This is a genomic window from Sphingobium amiense (assembly GCF_003967075.1).
In the GTDB taxonomy this organism is placed as follows: Bacteria; Pseudomonadota; Alphaproteobacteria; order Sphingomonadales; family Sphingomonadaceae; genus Sphingobium; species Sphingobium amiense.
In genome coordinates, this window is record NZ_AP018664.1 from 747,512 (window position 1) to 765,196 (window position 17,685).

Annotated in this window: 14 protein-coding genes; 12 read left to right on the forward strand and 2 right to left on the reverse strand. The window is 64.7% G+C overall.

Features of this window, described 5'->3' with window-relative positions; all coding sequences use genetic code 11:
* Window positions 1-227 precede the first annotated feature (227 nt).
* Entirely contained in the window at window positions 228-1,886 is a 1,659-nt protein-coding gene (locus SAMIE_RS03540) for an MFS transporter (RefSeq protein WP_066699030.1), read from the forward strand.
* On the opposite strand, the gene SAMIE_RS03545 is transcribed toward SAMIE_RS03540, so the two are convergent.
* The gene (locus tag SAMIE_RS03545) at window positions 1,887-2,486 is read right to left on the reverse strand and encodes a nucleotidyltransferase family protein (RefSeq protein ID WP_066698946.1); all 600 of its coding nucleotides are present in this window, start codon (window positions 2,484-2,486) and stop codon (window positions 1,887-1,889) included.
* A 148-nt stretch (window positions 2,487-2,634) separates the two neighbouring features.
* Between SAMIE_RS03545 and folE the strand changes: the two genes are divergently transcribed.
* The 11 genes from folE (at window position 2,635) to SAMIE_RS03600 (ending at window position 15,104) form a co-directional block, all read left to right on the forward strand.
* Entirely contained in the window at window positions 2,635-3,240 is a 606-nt protein-coding gene (gene folE, locus SAMIE_RS03550) for a GTP cyclohydrolase I FolE (RefSeq protein WP_066698944.1), read from the forward strand.
* Complete coding sequence (locus SAMIE_RS03555; protein WP_066698942.1) at window positions 3,237-4,076, forward strand: SDR family oxidoreductase; 840 nt, start codon at window positions 3,237-3,239, stop codon at window positions 4,074-4,076. The genes folE and SAMIE_RS03555 overlap by 4 nt, the downstream gene beginning before the upstream one ends.
* A 205-nt stretch (window positions 4,077-4,281) precedes the next feature.
* Window positions 4,282-6,654, forward strand: a complete 2,373-nt coding sequence (locus tag SAMIE_RS03560; RefSeq protein WP_083952429.1) for a TonB-dependent receptor — start codon at window positions 4,282-4,284, stop codon at window positions 6,652-6,654.
* Window positions 6,654-7,877: a dipeptidase gene (locus tag SAMIE_RS03565; RefSeq protein ID WP_066698937.1), complete on the forward strand. Its 1,224-nt coding sequence runs from the start codon at window positions 6,654-6,656 to the stop codon at window positions 7,875-7,877. The genes SAMIE_RS03560 and SAMIE_RS03565 overlap by 1 nt, the downstream gene beginning before the upstream one ends.
* A 133-nt stretch (window positions 7,878-8,010) precedes the next feature.
* A complete protein-coding gene (locus tag SAMIE_RS03570; RefSeq protein ID WP_083952428.1) occupies window positions 8,011-10,161 on the forward strand; it encodes a histidine kinase dimerization/phosphoacceptor domain -containing protein in 2,151 nt (716 codons plus the stop codon).
* Window positions 10,161-11,882 (forward strand): PAS domain-containing protein, encoded by a 1,722-nt coding sequence (locus SAMIE_RS03575; RefSeq protein WP_066698934.1) that lies wholly within the window; start codon window positions 10,161-10,163, stop codon window positions 11,880-11,882. Before SAMIE_RS03570 ends, SAMIE_RS03575 begins: the two co-directional genes overlap by 1 nt.
* Before the next feature lie 75 nt (window positions 11,883-11,957).
* Entirely contained in the window at window positions 11,958-12,851 is an 894-nt protein-coding gene (locus SAMIE_RS03580; RefSeq protein ID WP_066698927.1) for an iron-containing redox enzyme family protein, read from the forward strand.
* Window positions 12,848-13,204, forward strand: a complete 357-nt coding sequence (locus SAMIE_RS03585; RefSeq protein WP_332004042.1) for a response regulator — start codon at window positions 12,848-12,850, stop codon at window positions 13,202-13,204. Before SAMIE_RS03580 ends, SAMIE_RS03585 begins: the two co-directional genes overlap by 4 nt.
* Before the next feature lie 47 nt (window positions 13,205-13,251).
* Complete coding sequence (locus tag SAMIE_RS03590) at window positions 13,252-13,434, forward strand: hypothetical protein (protein ID WP_066698923.1); 183 nt, start codon at window positions 13,252-13,254, stop codon at window positions 13,432-13,434.
* 78 nt (window positions 13,435-13,512) lie between these two features.
* Window positions 13,513-14,253, forward strand: coding sequence for a Crp/Fnr family transcriptional regulator (locus tag SAMIE_RS03595; protein WP_066698922.1), 741 nt, complete (start codon window positions 13,513-13,515; stop codon window positions 14,251-14,253).
* A 116-nt stretch (window positions 14,254-14,369) separates the two neighbouring features.
* On the forward strand, window positions 14,370-15,104 hold the full coding sequence (locus tag SAMIE_RS03600) for a Crp/Fnr family transcriptional regulator (protein WP_066698921.1): 735 nt from the start codon (window positions 14,370-14,372) through the stop codon (window positions 15,102-15,104).
* Here the strand turns inward: SAMIE_RS03600 and mprF are convergent.
* Window positions 15,020-17,683 (reverse strand): bifunctional lysylphosphatidylglycerol flippase/synthetase MprF, encoded by a 2,664-nt coding sequence (gene mprF / locus SAMIE_RS03605; RefSeq protein ID WP_083952427.1) that lies wholly within the window; start codon window positions 17,681-17,683, stop codon window positions 15,020-15,022. The two genes, SAMIE_RS03600 and mprF, sit on opposite strands and share 85 nt — an antisense overlap.
* Window positions 17,684-17,685: the final 2 nt, after the last annotated feature.

A 17,685-nucleotide genomic window follows, 5' to 3' on the forward strand; every position in this document is an offset into this window, starting at 1 on the left:
GCGGCGGCTGGGATGTGGATCTGAATGTATTTACGTTTACGTAAAGTGCAAGTGGATAGTGCAGGCCGGCCGGGCCGTAGGGTCACCTCTCCGCCTCTCGCCGCAAATATGCGTTTAGCTGTCTACATCGCTGTCTCGATAGCGCTGCCGAGTCACATTACGCGCCGGACGCCGCCTCGCTGGCAAGAGGGCGTTGCCTGTTGCCCGCCTTGGCCTATATCCAGCGCATGGACGCCGTCACCCAAGCCCAGTCGCCCCAGCCGCCGTCGCCCTTTTCGATCCCGACATTCCGCTCCATCTGGATCGCGAGCCTCGCGTCCAATTTCGGCGGCCTGATCCAGTCGGTAGGTGCGGCGTGGATGATGACGTCGCTCTCCGCCTCGCCGCTGCTGATCGCGCTGGTTCCGGCTGCGACGACGCTGCCGATCATGCTCCTTTCGCTCTGGGCGGGCGCCGTGGCCGACAATCTCGACCGGCGCAGGGTCATGATCGCCTGCCAGTGCGCGATGCTCGTCACGTCCGCCGCGCTCGCCGCAACCGCCTGGGCGGGGCTGATGACGCCGTGGCTGTTGCTGACCTTCACCTTCCTCATCGGCTGCGCGACGGCGGTGAACGGCCCGGCGTGGCAGGCTTCGGTCGGCGATATGGTGCCGCGCGCCGCCCTGCCGAGCGCCGTCGCATTGAACTCCATGGGCTTCAACCTCGCGCGCAGCCTCGGTCCGGCAATCGGCGGCATCATCGTCGCGGCGGCAGGCGCGGCTGCCGCCTTCCTCGCCAATGCGGTCAGCTATATCGGTCTGCTCGCGGTCCTCGCGCGCTGGCGTCCCGATCTGCCGCCCAAGCTGCTCCCGCGCGAACGGCTCGGCGTCGCCATGCTCTCAGGCATCGGTTACGCGGCGGCGTCGCCGAATATCAAGCTGGTGCTGATGCGGGCGGGCGCCTTCGGCCTTGGCGCCAGCGCGGTGTCGGCGCTGATGCCGCTGGTGGCGCGCGATCTGCTGGGCGGCGGCGCCCTGACCTTCGGCATCACCAGCGGCGCGTTCGGCCTTGGCGCGGTGGCAGGCGCGCTGGCCAGCCGCCGCCTGCGTGCGCGGGCCAGCAACGAAGCCATCGTGCGCTCCGCTGCGCTGGCGATGGCGGTCGGAACGGCCATCACGGGCAGCAGCGGCTGGATCGCGCTCGCGATGTTCGGGTATACGATTGCCGGGGCAGGGTGGGTGCTGGCGCTCTCGACCTTCAACGTGTCGGTTCAGATGTCCGCGCCGCGCTGGGTCGTGGCCCGCGCGGTCGCGCTCTATCAGATGGTCGCATTTGGCGGGATGGCGGCGGGCGCGTGGCTGTTCGGCTGGGTTGCGGAGCATCAGGGCGTGGTGGCCGGTCTCCACGCCGCTGCCGCCGCACAGTTCATTGCGGCGATGCTGGGGCTGTTGAGGCCGCTGCCCCAGATCGGCGACGACAATCTCGATCCGCGCGGCGACTGGCATGAACCCGCCACCGCCGTTGCGGTCGAACCGCGAAGCGGCCCTATCGTCGTCACCATCGAATATCGCATCCCCGCAGGATCGGTCGTGCCGTTCCTCACCGCCATGAGCGAACGCCGCCGCATCCGGAGGCGGGACGGCGCGCATGGCTGGCAGTTGCTCCGCGACCTTGGGGAGCCTGACCTCTGGGTCGAGCGCTATCATGTCTCGACCTGGCTCGACTATGTCCGCCATAACCAGCGGCGCACCGTCGCCGACATCGCCAACAGCGAAGCGGTTCTGGCTCTCCACGACAGTCCCCACCCGCCGGTCGTGCATCGCCGGATCGAACGGCAGACCGGATCATTACCGATCGGCCGTGCGCCCGATGCGCGGGAAATCGGTCAGGGCGTGCCGGAAATGTAATCAGGTCGGCGTGACCGTCCGCCCATTCAGCAAATCTTCCGGCGTGTCGACATCGTGCAGCACCGCGCCGGATGTTTCGATCTGGATACCGTGGCTCAGCAGCGCACGCGCGCCCTGATCGCCCTTGAGCGCCAGCAGTTCGGGAAAATGCTTGCGCCCGATGAAGGCGGGCGGCGAGGGGGAAAAGCCGTCGGTGCTGGCGACGACCGACCTTATGTCCTCAGCCGCCATGCAGATGCGGTTATAATGTGTCGGCGGAATATCGGGCATGTCGGCAAGGCAGATGAGCGCACCGCGAACCCGCCGTCTGGGCATCAGATATTCGATGGCCCGCACGATACTGCCTGAAATGCCGTCCTCGGGCCGGTCGTTGACGATCAGCGTATAGCCCCGCCGCTCCAGCTTGCGATGGATCACCGGCGCCTGCTCCAGCGGGCGGACCACCGCGACAAGCTCCTGAAACGCCATGGACGCGACCGTTTCCAGTGCATGAGCCGCCAGCGGCTTGCCGCGCAGCGGCGCCATCAGCTTGTCCTCCTCGCCGAAGCGCGACGAGGTTCCGGCCGCGAGCAGAATAGCGGCGATGCGTTCAGTGCGCATGAAAGTTCAGGCGGTATGTCATCTTGGCGTCCCCGACCAGATGCTTTGCCACCCCGATACGGCTCTGTCCAGAAGCCCTATAAGGGGGCTGGCCTTCCCCGCGCTCAGCCGCCATATGCGCCAGAGGCAAGAGGAAGGAACGGCGCTTATGGCATGCGATGCCGATGCGGAGACGGTGGGCGAGGGCAAGGAGCCGGTTCCGGCCGAGGTGAGCGAGGCGATCCGCACGCTGATCCGCTGGGCAGGCGATGCGCCCGAGCGCGAGGGACTGTTCGAGACGCCCGAGCGGGTCGCGCGCGCCTGGCGGGAATATTGCCGCGGCTATGCCGACGATCCGGCCTACCATCTGTCGCGCATCTTCCACGAGGTCGGCGGCTATGACGATGTGGTGCTTCTGAAGGACATCCCGTTCCAGTCGCACTGCGAACATCATATGGCGCCCATCGTGGGCAAGGCGCACATCGCCTATCTGCCCGGCGAATATGTCGTCGGCATCTCCAAGCTGGCGCGGGTGCTTCATGCCTTCGCGAACCGGCTTCAGGTGCAGGAGCGGCTCACTTCGGAAGTCGCCAACTGCATTTGGGAGCATCTCAAGCCCCAGGGCGTCGCCGTGGTGATCGAAGCGACGCATGGCTGCATGACCGGGCGCGGCGTGCGCACGCCGAACGTCATCATGAAGACCAGCCGCATGCTGGGGGTATTCCGCGACGACGAAAAATCGCGGGAGGAAGTGCTGAAACTCATCGCCTCATGACGCAGGACGACGAACCGCCCTATCGCCCGCTGGGCCGCGCCGGCGCTCCGGCGGAGCCGGTGGGCGCACCTCTTGCGCAGAAACGGCTCGCGCTGGTGACGGGCGGGCACAGGCGGCTGGGCGGCATCATCGCGGCGGCGCTGGCGCGGGCGGGGCATTCGCTCGCCATTCATGGCAGCCATGACACGCGCCTCGATTCCCATCTTGCGCTGACCTTCGAGGAGGAGGCGACGGAATGGGAGGGCTTCGTCGTCGATTTCTCCGATCCCGAAGGCGCGGAAGAACTGGTCGGCATGGTCGCCGCCCGCTTCGGCCGTCCGCCCGACATCCTCGTCAACAGCGCGGCGATCTTTGGGCAGGACCGGCTGGAGGATGTGACGGCGGACGATCTGATGCGCCATTATGCGGTCAACTGCGCCGCGCCCGCGATGCTGACCAAGGCCTTCGCGACCGTGCCTGCGGGGCCGGGCGACCGCTGCATCGTCAACATCCTCGACCAGCGCATCGACCATCCCCATGGCGACCAGTTCGCCTATACCCTGTCGAAGCTGGCGCTCGCGGGCCTCACCCGCACCACGGCGCACAGCCTTGCGCCAGCGGTCCGTGTGAACGCCGTCGCACCCGGCCTCACCATCGCTACGTCCGACTATGACGGCGCGCAGATGGAGCGTCTGGCCGCCATGACGCCGCTCGCCTCGCTCCCGCAGGCCGAACAGATCGCGCAGGCGGTCCTGTATCTGACGCAGGCGACTGCGACGACCGGCCAGACGCTGTATGTCGATGGCGGCGCCCACCTCAAAAGCTACGACCGCGACTTCATGCACATGGCCCGCTGACGGGCGCGATCATCAGCATCTCTGAACCTGCATCAAGAAATTCTCGATAGCCGATAGCGGATCGCGCCGTCACTTTCGTTTCACAACACAACTGACAAGTCGCTGACCCACGCAGGTCGGGCGGCCAAAATGCTGTTGCGGCAGGGGATGCCGGCGCGCCGCGCCGCTGGAAGGCTCGTTGTAAAAAAAAGGGGCTATTCCGCATATGATCCATTCGACCGTTCGCCTGAGCAGCCGCGCCGCGCTTTTCCTTGCCTGCGCCGCCGGCGCTCTCAGTCCCGCCTTGGCGCAGGAGCCGGTGGAGGGCGACGAAGGCCAGACCATTACCGTGACCGGTCGCCGGATTTCTCAGTCGTCCGAAGCGATCGGCGAGGACAAGGTGAGCAACGTGGTCGCGGTCACGCGCGAAGCATTGCTGTCAGCGCCGTCTGGCATTTCGGGCCTCAAGATGCTGGAGCAGCTTCCCGGCTTCAACGTGCAGACTGACGGCGCACTGGGCCTCTACGAATTTGGCAACAGCGTCCAGACCCGCGCCTTCAACCTCGACCAGATCGGCTTCGTCGTCGATGGCATCCCCACCGGACGCAGCGACGCCTTCGGCGGCAGCCCGGTGTTCCGCTATGTCGACAATGAAAATCTGGGCGTGGTCGAAGCGGCCATCGGCGCGGGCGACGTGTCGCTCCCCAGCTACTCCACACTCGGCCCGGTGGTGCAATATAACAGCATCGCCCCGCAGCAGGATATGGGCCTCTTCGTGTCGCAGAGCTTCGGCGATTTCAACATGAGGCGCACCTTCATCCGCGCCAGCACCGGGCAGGTAGGGCCGTTCCGCGCCTATGTCAGCCGCACCAAGCTCGACACCGACCTGTGGCGCGGCCCTGGTTCGGTCGACCGCGAGCATTGGGAAGCGCAGGTCCATGCCGACCTGGGCGGCGATAGCTGGGCGCGCTTCAAGTTCGTCTCGAACGACTTCTTCGATTATGACTCCCCGACGATCAGCCGGGCGCAATATAATTGCACCGTGCGCAGCGTTGCCGGTGCGTGCGGGCGCGACTTCGCCTATATCGAAAATGTCCCCAACACCACGCCGGGCTTCGCGCCCACTACGCCGGGCGTCTATTATTCCAACGCCAATTATGCGCAGGTCTACAATCTTGCCATCAACGTGCGGAAGGACAAGCTCTACGGCGCGACCTTCCATGCGGGGATCGCGGAAGGCGTCTGGGCTGAATCGACGCTCTACTGGGAGGATAAGGGCGGCTACGGCGTCTCGCCTGACACCTACGCAAACTCGCTCAGCCGATACAACGGACAGGTCGCGGTCGGCCTGCCGGTGACAGCGCCCAAGGGCATCGAGTTCGGCCGCTCGGGCGTCGGCGGCGACCGCTACGGCATCACCACCAAGCTCCATTGGGAAATGGGCATCAACACGATCGAGGCGGGTCTCTGGGCCGAAGTCGACAAATATCACCGCACTCAGGCGCGCTACAACACCGTGGATGGTGCGCCCGACAGCGCGCCCAACCTCGCCGAACTCGTTTACCTGCGCCGCGACTATCGTTCGAAGCGCGATACTTTGCAGACTTTCGTCAAGGATACGCTCAAACTGGCTGACGAGCGGCTGTTGCTCGACTTCGGGTTCAAGGGGCTGATGCTTGACTATAGCTATCGTGGCTATCGCGACTTCGACGATTATTATCGCGTCGTGGGCGGCGTCCCCCGCGCCGGTTATGGCGTCAGCTACAATAATGCCAGCTACAAGGACTTCTTCCTGCCGATGGCGGGCCTCCTCTACAAGATCGACGGCCGCACGCAGGTCTTCGCTTCCTATGCGGAGAATATGGCGCTGCCCAAGGGGATGGATGACATCTACTCGGTGATCCGCCCCGGCGGGGCGCTGGTGCCGCAACCCGCGCCGGAACGCTCCACCAACATGGAAGTCGGTATCCGCACCAATCAGGGGCAGGTCTACGCCTCGCTGGCGGGCTTTTACACGAAGTTCAAAAACCGCATCCAGTCGATAACGACCATTCTGCCGGGTAGCGGAGGCGCAGCGACCGAAACCTTCTTCCAGAATGTCGGCCGGGTCCGTTCCTACGGCGTCGAATTTGCCGGAACCTACAAGCCGTCCTTCCTGAACGGCCTTGCCTATGGCAACCTCAACGTCACCTACAACAATGCCAAGTTCAAGGATGACATCCCGGCAGCTACACCGATCCTGATCGCGGGCAAATATATCCCCGACAGCGCCAAATGGATATTGAGCGGCGGCGTGACGGTGGAACCGGCGAGCTGGCTGGTGGCGAACATCTCGGGCAAATATACCTCGAAGCGCTGGTCGACCTTCACCAACGCGACCGGCTCCAGCGTGCCCGGCTTCACCGTGTTCAGCGCTTATGTCGACATCGGTGACGGCTGGACCTTCGGTCCGGTGAAGAGCGTCAAGGCGCGCTTCAACGTCGACAATCTCTTCGACAAGGACACGCTTTCCTATATCTCTACGTCCGTGACTGGCGACGGCTTCTTCCGTCCGCTGTCTCCACGAACCTTCCAGTTCACGATCACGGGGGAGATTTGATGCGAAAGGCGATGATGACCGCAGCGGCGCTGATGGCGCTGCTGCCGGTCACGGCGGTGGCGCAGGACGTTCCCAAGAAAGTCTACCAGTTCCACCAGAAACTGCTGACGCTCGACAGCCATCTCGACACGCCTGCCTCGCTCGATCTTCCCGGCTGGTCGATCGAGGATGAGCACGGCGTCCATACCGACTATACGCAGGTCGATCTGCCCCGCATGAAGAAGGGCGGGCTGGATGGCGGCTTCTGGGCGATCTACACGCCACAGGGGCCGCTCACCATCGACGGCTTCCGCAAGGCGCGCGATTTCGCGCTGCTGCGCGGCATGTCGATCCGCTCGATGGTGGCCGCCGACCCCGCAAACTTCGTCCTCGCGACGCGGGCCAGCGACGCCGCCCCCATCGCGGTGGCGGGCAAGCGGGTCGTCTATATGTCGATCGAAAACGCCTATCCGCTGGGCGAGGACGTATCGCTGCTCAAGACCTTCTACGACATGGGCGTGCGCGTGGCCGGCTTTGCGCATTTCGCGCACAACCAGTTCGCGGACAGCTCGACCGACCCTTCGAAGAAGCCGCGCTACGGCGGCCTGTCGCCGCTGGGCAAGGAACTGCTCAGGGAGATGAACCGCCTTGGCGTCGTGCCCGACGCCTCGCACAGCAGCGATCAGGTGCTGGACGACCTGCTGGCGCTGTCGACCACGCCGGTGCTGCTGACCCATTCGGGCTGCAAGGCGATCTACGATCATCCGCGCAACATCGACGACGATCATCTCAAGGCGCTCGCGGCGAAGGGCGGCGTGATCCAGATGAACGCCTATGGCAATTATCTGAAGGCGATAAAGCCCAATCCCGAACGTCAGAAGGCGCTCGGCGCGTTGTTCGCGGAAATGCGCGAGGACGCAAAGCTGACGGCGGAGAAACGAGCCGAACTGCTGGCAAAAAGGCAGGAGATCGACCGGCTCTATCCTGAAACCGATCGTGCCACGTTCGACGATTTCATGACGCACATGCTCCATGCGCTGAAGGTCGTCGGCCCGGATCATGTCGGCATCGGTCTGGACTGGGACGGCGGCGGTGGCGTCGCCGGAATGGAAGACATTCTGGCGCTACCCAAAATCACCGATGCGCTGCTCAAGGCAGGCTATAGCGAATCTGACATCGCAAAGATCTGGTCTGGCAATGTCCTGCGCGTTCTGGCGGCGGCGGAGGCAGCAAAGGCCAAGTAAGTGGCAAATCTTGATTTGGATCAAGATAAGCCCTTTCATTCGCCATCTTCCTTTTGTCTATCTCAATTGCTAAACGGTTTCCGCGTGAGCCGTTTGAACGGTCGAGCCGCCGCGCCGGACCGGAGAGCGGCCATTGAATATTACCGAATGCGATCGGGAACCTATTCACCTGTCAGGCGCGATCCAGCCTGACGGGTGTCTGCTAATCGTCAGGCCCGACAGCCTGACCGTCGCCGGGGCGGCGGGTGACGTTCCGGCGCTTCTCGGCCGGAGTTGGCATGACGGTCAGGCCTTGGGCGATCTGGCCGGGCAGGATGTGGCCGATGCGATCGCCGGTGCGTCGGGCGGGCGTCTTCAGATCGGCCATGAGGCGCAACTCGCCTGCGATGTCATGGCAGTGCGGGCGGGTGACTACTGGCTGGTGCAGTTCGAGCGGTCCGACGGGCCGCAGCCCGCGCTCGACGTGCTCGGCTGGATGGACGAAGTGGGCACGCAGTTCGAGAAAGCGGGCGGCCTTGCAGAACTCTGCCAGCGCGCCGCTGACGCGTTCAGCGCCCTGACCGGCTACGACCGGGTGATGATCTATCGCTTCCTCGACGACGATTCCGGCGTTGTGGTGGCGGAAACGGTCCGGGGCGGGGGCGAGGGCTTTCGCAACCATCATTTTCCGGCGTCCGACATACCGCAGCAGGCCCGCGCCCTCTATGTCCGCAATCGCGTGCGCGTGATCGCCGACGTGCATTACGAGCCGCAGCCGATCCAGCCCGCCGCGCTGCGCGGCATCGACCTGTCCGATGTCGAACTGCGCAGCGTGTCCCCCATCCATATCCAGTATCTCAAGAATATGGGCGTCGGCGCGTCCGCATCGGTGTCGATCGTCCGCGACGGGCTGCTCTGGGGGCTGGTCGCCTGCCACAACCGGACGCCGCGCGCGCTTGGCATGACGCAGCGCCGCTCGGCGCAGTTGCTCGCAGGTGGCCTCGCGCGGCAGGTCGCGGCCAAGGAGGAAGCAGAGCGATACCGCGACCGCATCCGTGTCCATGCGGAGGAAGATACGCTCTACAGCCGCCTCACCGGCGACAAGGCGCTCTTCCCGCTGCTGGTCGCTTCATCGGATAGTCTGCGCCGGATGTTCGACGCGGATTCCTTCGCGGTGATTCACGGATCGCAGCTCTTTTGCACGGACCTGTGCCCCGAAGAGGCCATAGTGCGCGAAATCGCCGACTGGGCCAGAATGCGCGGCCCCGCGCCCTATCAGACCCATGAACTGCCCAAGGCTTTTCCCGCCGTGGCGGCGGCCGCCGAACGGGCGAGCGGGTTGCTGTCCATCACCCTCTCCACGCGCATACCGACCGTGCTCCTGTGGTTCCGGGCAGAAGAACAGCAGATCGTCGAATGGGCGGGAAACCCGCACAAGGCGGAAGGGCTGGCCCCCGGCGAGGCGCTGACGCCGCGCGCGTCTTTCGTCGCGTGGCGGGAAATCCTGCGCGGCAAGGCGCGTCCATGGTCCGCCGCGGAAGTGGAGGGCGCGCATCGCCTGATCGCGAAGCTCTACGACATCCGGCAGAACCGCCGTATCCGCGATCTCGCCGAAAGCCTGACCGTCGCCGCGGCCGACAAGGACCGCCTGCTGGAGCAGAAGGACACGCTCATCAAGGAAGTGAACCACCGCGTCCAGAACAGCATCCAGCTTGTGATCGCCTTCCTCGCGCTCCAGGCGCGGGACGCGAGCGACGCCACGGTCAAGACCAGTCTGGAGGAAGCGCAGCGGCGGCTGAGCGCCGTCGCGCTCGTCCATCGCCGCCTCTATGCCGATGACAATGTCGAAAGCATAAATCTGTCGCGCTACCTGTATGAACTGCTGGACGACCTCCGGCTCTCCATGGGGCCGGAATGGTCGGACCTTCTCACTGCGGACCTCGCGCCGGTGATGATTGCCGCCGATAACGCGGTCAATGTCGGCCTGATCCTTGTCGAACTCGTCATCAATGCGCAGAAATATGCCTATGCCGGGGCACCGGGGCCGGTTTCGGTCGTTCTGGAACAGCATCGTGCACGCTTTCGGCTCATCGTGGCCGATCGTGGCAAGGGAAGGAACGGAAACCGTCAGGGATTTGGATCGCGTATGCTGAACGCCATGGTGAAACGGCTGTCGGGAACGATCGAGGATGACGATAATCAGCCCGGCTTGCGGGTGATCTTCTCCGCCCCCATCGCCCCGTTGAGCGAAGGTCCTGTTCCCGCTAACGGACCGGGCGATCCCATGGCGGACGGAACGGACTGATGGCGAACGACAAGGAAGCGACCGGCGTCCCGTCGGCAGGCGAGATGGACTCGCCCAACGACGACATATTGGGGCCGACCGGCGGCCAGCATCACTGGAAGCAGAGCCGGATCACCGATCCGTCGCTGGACGAGCGCGGGAGCGTATTCTTCGCCGCGCTCGAAATGACGCGGATGCCGATGATCCTGACCGATCCCAACAAGGACGACAATCCGATCGTTTTCGCCAACAACGCGTTTCTGGATCTTACCGGCTATGATCTGGAAGAGATTATCGGCCATAACTGCCGCTTCCTTCAGGGTGCGCAGACCGACCGGGACGCTGTTGCCCAGTTGCGTGACAGCATAGCGGCGCGCCGGGCGATCAGTTTGGAAATTCTGAATTACCGGAAGAACGGCCAGCCCTTCTGGAACGGCGTCTTCATCGGGCCGGTCTATGGCGAAGACGGCGCTCTCCTCTATTTCTTCGCCAGCCAGCTCGACGTCACCGCGCGCAAGGAAGCCGAAGCGACCCGGTTCCAGTCGCAGAAGATGGAATCGGTCGGCCAACTGACGGCGGGCCTCGCTCACGATTTCAACAACCTGCTTCAGGTGCTGAGCGGCAGCCTCGACATGATGGCGCACCGCCGGGAGGATGAAAAGGCCTTCAAACGCTACCATCTGGCCGCCACGCAGGCGACGGAGCGCGGCACGAAACTGACGGCGCAGCTCCTGTCCTTCGCCCGGCGAAGCCGGCTGGAGCCTCGACGGATCGAGCTGTCGGGCCTCGTCAACTCCATCGCGGAGCTGCTGGATTCTACCGTGGGGTCGCGCGCGCTGCTCCAGCTCAATCTCCGCCGTCGCCTGCCGGAGATCGAGGCCGATCCCAATCACCTCGAAATGGCGCTCATCAACGTGGTGGTGAATGCGCGCGACGCCGTTTCGAACGGCGGAACGATCATCATTTCGACAGGGCAGGAAACGGTAGACGCGGACAATCCCGTCGCCGGGCTGCCCGATGGCCAATATATCGTGATGAAGGTGGAGGATGACGGCACGGGCATGACGCCGCATACGCTTCAGCGCGCGGTCGAACCTTTCTTCACCACCAAAGCGAAGGGCGCAGGCACGGGCCTTGGCCTTGCCACGGCCCACGGGTTCGCTCTTCAGTCGCGCGGCGCGCTGCGCATCGACAGCAATGTGGGCGAGGGCACTTCGGTCCAGTTCTTTTTCCCCATACCGGTCGATGACGAACGCCCCCTCGCGCTGGAACCCGACAGCAATGGCTTCCGTCCCGAGGAAGTGGACCGGCAAAGCTCCAAGACCGTGCTGATCGTCGAGGATGAGGTCGTCATCGCCGAACTGGCCGAAACGACCCTGACCGAAGCAGGCTATCATGTGCGGGTTGCGCATGATTATGAGCAGGGGCTGGAGGCATTTCACGAACTGATGGCGGCAGGCGGCGTCGCGCTCGTCTTTTCCGACGTCCTGATGCCCGGCAGCCGCAACGGACTGGCGCTGGCGCAGGAGATCCGCCGCATTGCGCCCGAAGTGCCGGTTCTGCTGACCACCGGATATAATGATGAGATGGCGTTGCAGGGGCCGCAGCCCGAGGCGCTGGACGTGTTGGGCAAGCCCTATCGCAGAAACGAACTGGTCGCCCGCGTGCAGGCGGCGATTCGCCGGGGAGGGCGCAACGAGCGGTCGCACCAGACGTCGGACTTCGGCCACGCGCAGGGTTAGGCTGATCTTTGTTAATGTGATTTGCGGGAACGGCTTCCTGCCTCTCGGGATTGAGAGAGGCATAGAAGGAGGCCCATGCCTGTGGCTACGCAACTCACGATCGAACAATCGCAATTTCTCCAGCAATCCTTTCAGGAAAGCCTGACCCGATGGAACCGTCAGCGCCTTGCGCCTGCGTTCCCCGATGATTTCTCCGCGGCCCGGTTCGATGACGACCGGGCGATGCTGCGTCTTGAACATGCCTTCATCGAGGAACTGCGCGCGCAAGTGCGGCAGGCGGCCGCATCCGCGCCTACCGACCCGGACGGGTTCGTCGCATGGTTCGAAGCGCTGAAACACCATGGCCCCGGCCAGCACGACCGGCTGTTCCCGTGGCTGGCCGAACAGGCCGACCGCGATCAGATCCGCTGGTTCCTGTCGCAGGAAGCAGCGGGGGAGGCCGGTTTCGACGACCTCGTCGCTATGACGCAGGTCAAGCTGCCCGACCGGGCCAAGCTGGAACTGGCGCGCAACTATTGGGACGAAATGGGGCGCGGCAACGCCAGAGGCATGCATGGTCCCATGCTGGGCCAACTGGTTCAGATACTCGACCTCGACACCCGGATCGAAAACACCGTCTGGGAAAGTCTGGCACTCGCCAACGCGATGACGGCGATGGCGTCGGCGCGTCATTATGCGTGGCACAGTGTGGGCGCGCTCGGCGTCATCGAACTGACCGCGCCGGACCGATCCGCGCACACCGCACAGGCTTTGAAACGGATAGGACTGAGCAACGCCGAGCGCCGCTATTTCGATCTTCATGCGGTGCTGGACGTCAAGCATAGCCGCGACTGGAATGACGAAGCGATCCGTCCGCTGGTCGCCGAAGACCCCCGGCGAGCCACTGCCATGGCCGAAGGCGCGCTCATCCGCCTCCATTGCGGCGAACGCTGCTTCGACCGGTATCGCGCGCATTTCGGGCTGGCATGATGGCACAGGGAAACCGCATTCTGCTGGTGGAGGACGATCTTGCCGTCGCCTCCCTCATCGCCGACATGCTGGAGGACGCCAGCTACGAAGTCGATGGCCCCTATGCCACCTTGTCTGAGGGGGTCGCTGCGCTCGCTGACCATATGCCGTCCGGCGCCGTGCTGGACATTCATCTGCGGGGAAGCGACGTCGATCTTCTGGCAGATGATCTCGATAGTTATGCGATCCCCTATGTCCTTTGCTCCGGGGCTGGCGAACATCCGATGGTCGAGGCACATCCGCAGGCGCTCTTCATTCTGAAACCCGACATTGGCGAGAAGCTTCTGTCAGCGCTGCGGCACATGCTCCATTGAGCCGCCGTGCCTGCCGGCAAGGCACATACCGTACAGAGGATAACAACATGACTGACAGCACCATATCGTCCGCCGACGAACCCGCCGAAGGCGACAGGGGAACGCCCCCGCCGGGTGCCAATTCCCCGCAATCGGACGAGCATGAGCAGCAGGATGAGAGCGACGCCAATCTGCCGCCGGAGAAGATCAATCCTCTCGCCCCGCCAGTGAATGTCCAGCCCGGCAGCTAGTCAGCAAACCGCCGATGAACCCCTATCGCGTCTGATGCGTTTGGCCGTCTGGGTTCATGAAAGCGCGGGATCAGGCCGATTTACACGGAACATTTTCTTCGCGACAAACGGGGCGCAACGCTGACCGACGAGGAACGCGCCCGGCTGGAGGGAGCGGTCGCCGAAGTGCGCAGCTTCGGCCCGCGCACGACGATCGTCCGTGCGGGCGATACGCTCCACCAGAGCACATTGCTGATCGAAGGCATACTTTCCCGCTACATCGACGACCGCAACGGCCTGCGGCAGTTGGTTGCCGTCCACGTGCCCGGCGACTTCGTCGACCTGCACGGCTATCCGCTGCGAACGCTCGATCATGACATCGGCACGATGACCGCTGCGAAGGTCGCCGTCGTTCCGCATCGCAACCTCGACGCGATCCTCCGCGACGATCCCGGCCTGACGCGCAAGCTCTGGTTTTCGACGCTGCTCGACGCAGCGGTCCACCGGGCATGGCTCTTCCGGATGGGACGGCTGGATGCGGCGGGCCGCGTCGCGCACTTCCTGTGCGAGATGAACGCGCGCCTCGCTTCTGCGGGCCTGAGCGACGGCAAGCGCTTTTCCCTTGGCATCACGCAGGTCGATCTGGCGGAAATATGCGGTCTCACCAGCGTGCATGTGAACCGGGTGATGCGCCAGCTCCGTGAAGACCGGCTCTGCATCTTCCGCTCCTCGCTGGTCGAAATCCTCGATATGCGCCGGCTGATCGAACGCGGCCAGTTCGATCCCGACTATCTCTACATGGAATATCCGCCCGAAAGCGCGACCAGCCAGCCGCGTTGAGCGCGCCCGACCGGTCCCGGCACAAAAGTCGCTCGATAAAATAGGGCAGACTGATATTTGTGAATGCGCCAAGTTACCAACTGTCTGATGCGTGCCCCGTTTTACCGGAGAAGAGCATGCAGCCACCCTATCATCGCCTGGAAGAATTTGTGACCCTGTCGGCGGATGAAGCCGAAATCGTGAAGGGTTGGGCGGCGAACAGACGTGAGGTGAAACGCTATCGGGCGATACGCCGGGAAGGGGAGCCGGTGGCGGCCGTCTATTTCCTGATGGAAGGATGGGTGGGATCGTCGCTCATGCTGCGCGATGGACGGCGGCAGATCGTCAAGGTGCATCTGCCCGGCGACCTGCTGGGCTTCCCAAGCCTCGCGCTGGCGAGTGCGGGGGAAACGCTTGAGGCGCTGACCGACGCCGTGGTTTGCCCGCTGCCCCCCGGAGTGGTCGGCAAGATTCTCGCCGAAAATCCGCGGCTGGCGGCCGGTCTCTTCCTCAGCACCCAGAAGGAACGTGTCGCGCTGATGCAGCAGCTCGCCTGGGTGGGAGCCACCTCGGCGCTCGAACGGCTGATCGCGTTTCTGCTCGATCTCCACGACCGGTTGGTCGCCGCCAATCTGGTGAAGGACGGCAGTTTTGAATTTCCCCTGACGCAGCAGCATCTGGGCGAACTGTTGGGACTGACCACCGTGCACGTCAATCGCACGCTGCGCCGCCTCGACGAAACGGGCCTCGTCGAACGGTCGCGCGCGCGGATGCGGATCAAGGACGTTCAGGAATTGCGCGAGGCGGCGGCGACGGTCGCCCCGCTGTTCGCGGGCCAGGAAGCGTGGAACAGGCTGGGCAACCCGTCCTGACCGCGCGCGGGTAAGGACGGCGCGTCGCCGATCAGCGACTGGAGGTCCATCAGCGTCCGCGCAAAGGCCAGCCCCTGCGGCCCCGCAACGTAACGGCCCACCCATTGCGGCGCGAATTTCTCCTTATAGGCGCGCAGCCCCTCGAACCCGTAAAAGGCGTTGCCATGATGGTAGATCAGCGCGCCCAGCCGTGACCAGATCGACGCCAGCCGCCGCGCCTCCAGCCCAGCCAGCGGTGCCATGCCGAGGTTGAAGCGCGCATAGCCCTGCGCCTTGCCCCATTGCATCAGCCGGATGAACAGAAAATCCATCGTGCCATAGGGCATGGCGTCGGCGTGGCGCATCAGGTCGACCGACAATTCGCTGCGGTCGGCGGTCTTCCATATGTTGGCGAAGGCGATGATGCGGCCGTCCTGCCGCACGACCGCACAGTCGAACGCCGCGATGTAGGCCGGATCGAACCGCCCGACGCTGAAGCCCTTTTCCCGCTGGCGCTTGCTGGCCAGCCACTGCTCCGATATTTGTGCCAGCTCCGCCATCGCAGCGTCCGTTGCGCCCGCCGGGATGATGTCGAAGGTTGCGCCTTCGCGCGTGGCGCGGCGTTCGGCGTGGCGCAGGGATTTGGCGGCGGGGCCGTCCAGCGTGAAGTGCGCCAGATCGACCAGAGCCTCCTCGCCATATTTCGTGACCTGCAGGCCCAGTTCGATGGCCAGCGGCAGAGTGTCGACGCTGATCTGATAGAGCAGCAGGCGGCCCTGCGCCGCGTCAACCCGCTCGCGCAGTGTCCAGAGCAGGTCGCCCCACTCGCTTTCGTCGCCGACCGGGTCGCCCATCACGATCCAGCTATGTCCGCGCACCTGATACATCAGAAAAGCGCGCCCGCTTTCGGCCACCAGAAATCGCTTGTCACCCACCAGCGCAAGATTGACGTCGGCGCGCCGGGCCAGCGCGACCGCCTCCGCAGGCACCGCTACGCCATCGCCCGTCAGGCCGCGATAGGGTCGGGCGGGACGAAACAGACGCCAGAAGGCGACGATGCCGAGCAGGACGGCGACTCCCAGATTGGCGCGCAGGAACCGCGAGGCATCGCCCCGGACGGCGAACTGCCACCAGAGGTCATTCTGATATTCGATATGTTTATAGGCGAAGAAGCCGATCCAGACCGACAGCCCCAGCACCACGCCGACCGTCGCCAGCCAGCCCGGCGTGAACGCCTCGGCCAAAAAGTGCGTGCGACGATAGAAGGCCGCCCGTGTCCATTGCAGCGCAGCCGCGATCAGGACCAGCACCACCGCTTCCTCATAATCGAGACCCTTGAGCAGGGAGAAGACCGCTCCCGCCAGAAGCAGCAGCCGCGTCAGCCAGAAGGCTCCGTCGAGCCTGCGATAAAGCCCGGCGGACAGGACCAGCAGAGCCGCGCCCGCCAGACTTCCCGCAAGATGCGAAATCTCCGTAACGGGTAACGGCACGAAACCGGACAGCAGGTTGGCGCGGCGCGGCACGGTCGGCAGAGATCCGGACACCAGCAGGACGCAACCGCCGAAGAAAACCAGCGCTGCGGACATGACGGGCGCAAGGCCGGAGACCACGGAGCGGACGCCGTCGATGGTCCGCGCGATGGGTTCGCGCCGCCGCCATCCTTCCTGAACCAGTATGATCGCGATGGCGACGAGCAGCGGGGCAATATAGTAGATCAGCCGATAGGCGAGCAGCGCGGCCAGCAGTTCGGGCTGGCCCGTGCCCGGAAGCGCCGCGATCATCACCGCCTCGAACACGCCGACCCCGCCGGGCACATGCGTCACCAGCACGGCGATGATCGCCAGCGTATAGCCGACGAAGAAGGCCGGCCATGCCGCGGCGTCCGCGCCGGGCACCAGCACGAACAGGGCTGCGCTGGCCGCCAGCAGGTCCGCCATACCGATGCCGATCTGCGCCAGCAGGGCGGGCGCTGGGGGAAGGGGCATCTGCATGCCCCGCAGTGACAGTGTCCGCCCGTTGCGCCCCGCCCAGACCAGCAGCCCCGCCACCAGCAGCAGCGCCGCAATGCCGAACAGGCGCAGCGCCGATGGCGAATCGGGAAAAATCCGGACCGCCACTTCCGGGCGAACGGCCAGCATCGCACTAGCGAGCACGAGGATGCCGCCCCAGAATGTCGCGCTGGCGGCCACGACGACGCGGGCGATCTCTCCTGCACTCAGGCCCGCCGCATTGTAGATGCGAAACCGCGCCGACCCGCCGGTCAGCAGCGCCAGCCCGAGATTGTGGCTCAGCGTATAGCTGGTGAAGGACGCCAGCGCCGCCGTGCGATAGGGCAATGGCCGCCCGATGCTCCGCAGCGCCATCACGTCATACAGGGTGAGCGTCCCATAGCTGATCGTCGTCAGCACCGCCGCCGCCAGCAGGGCGCGCGCGGGCATCAGGTGCCATGCATCCCGCACATCGTTCAGCCGCACCTCGCGCAGCATATGGGTCAGCGCGATCAGGCCCAGTGCCGCCAGCATCAGCACGACCCCCACCGATATCGCGGTGCGGTGGCGTTTCGGGAGCCGAGCCGTCCATTTTCTCAAAGACTGGGGCATCC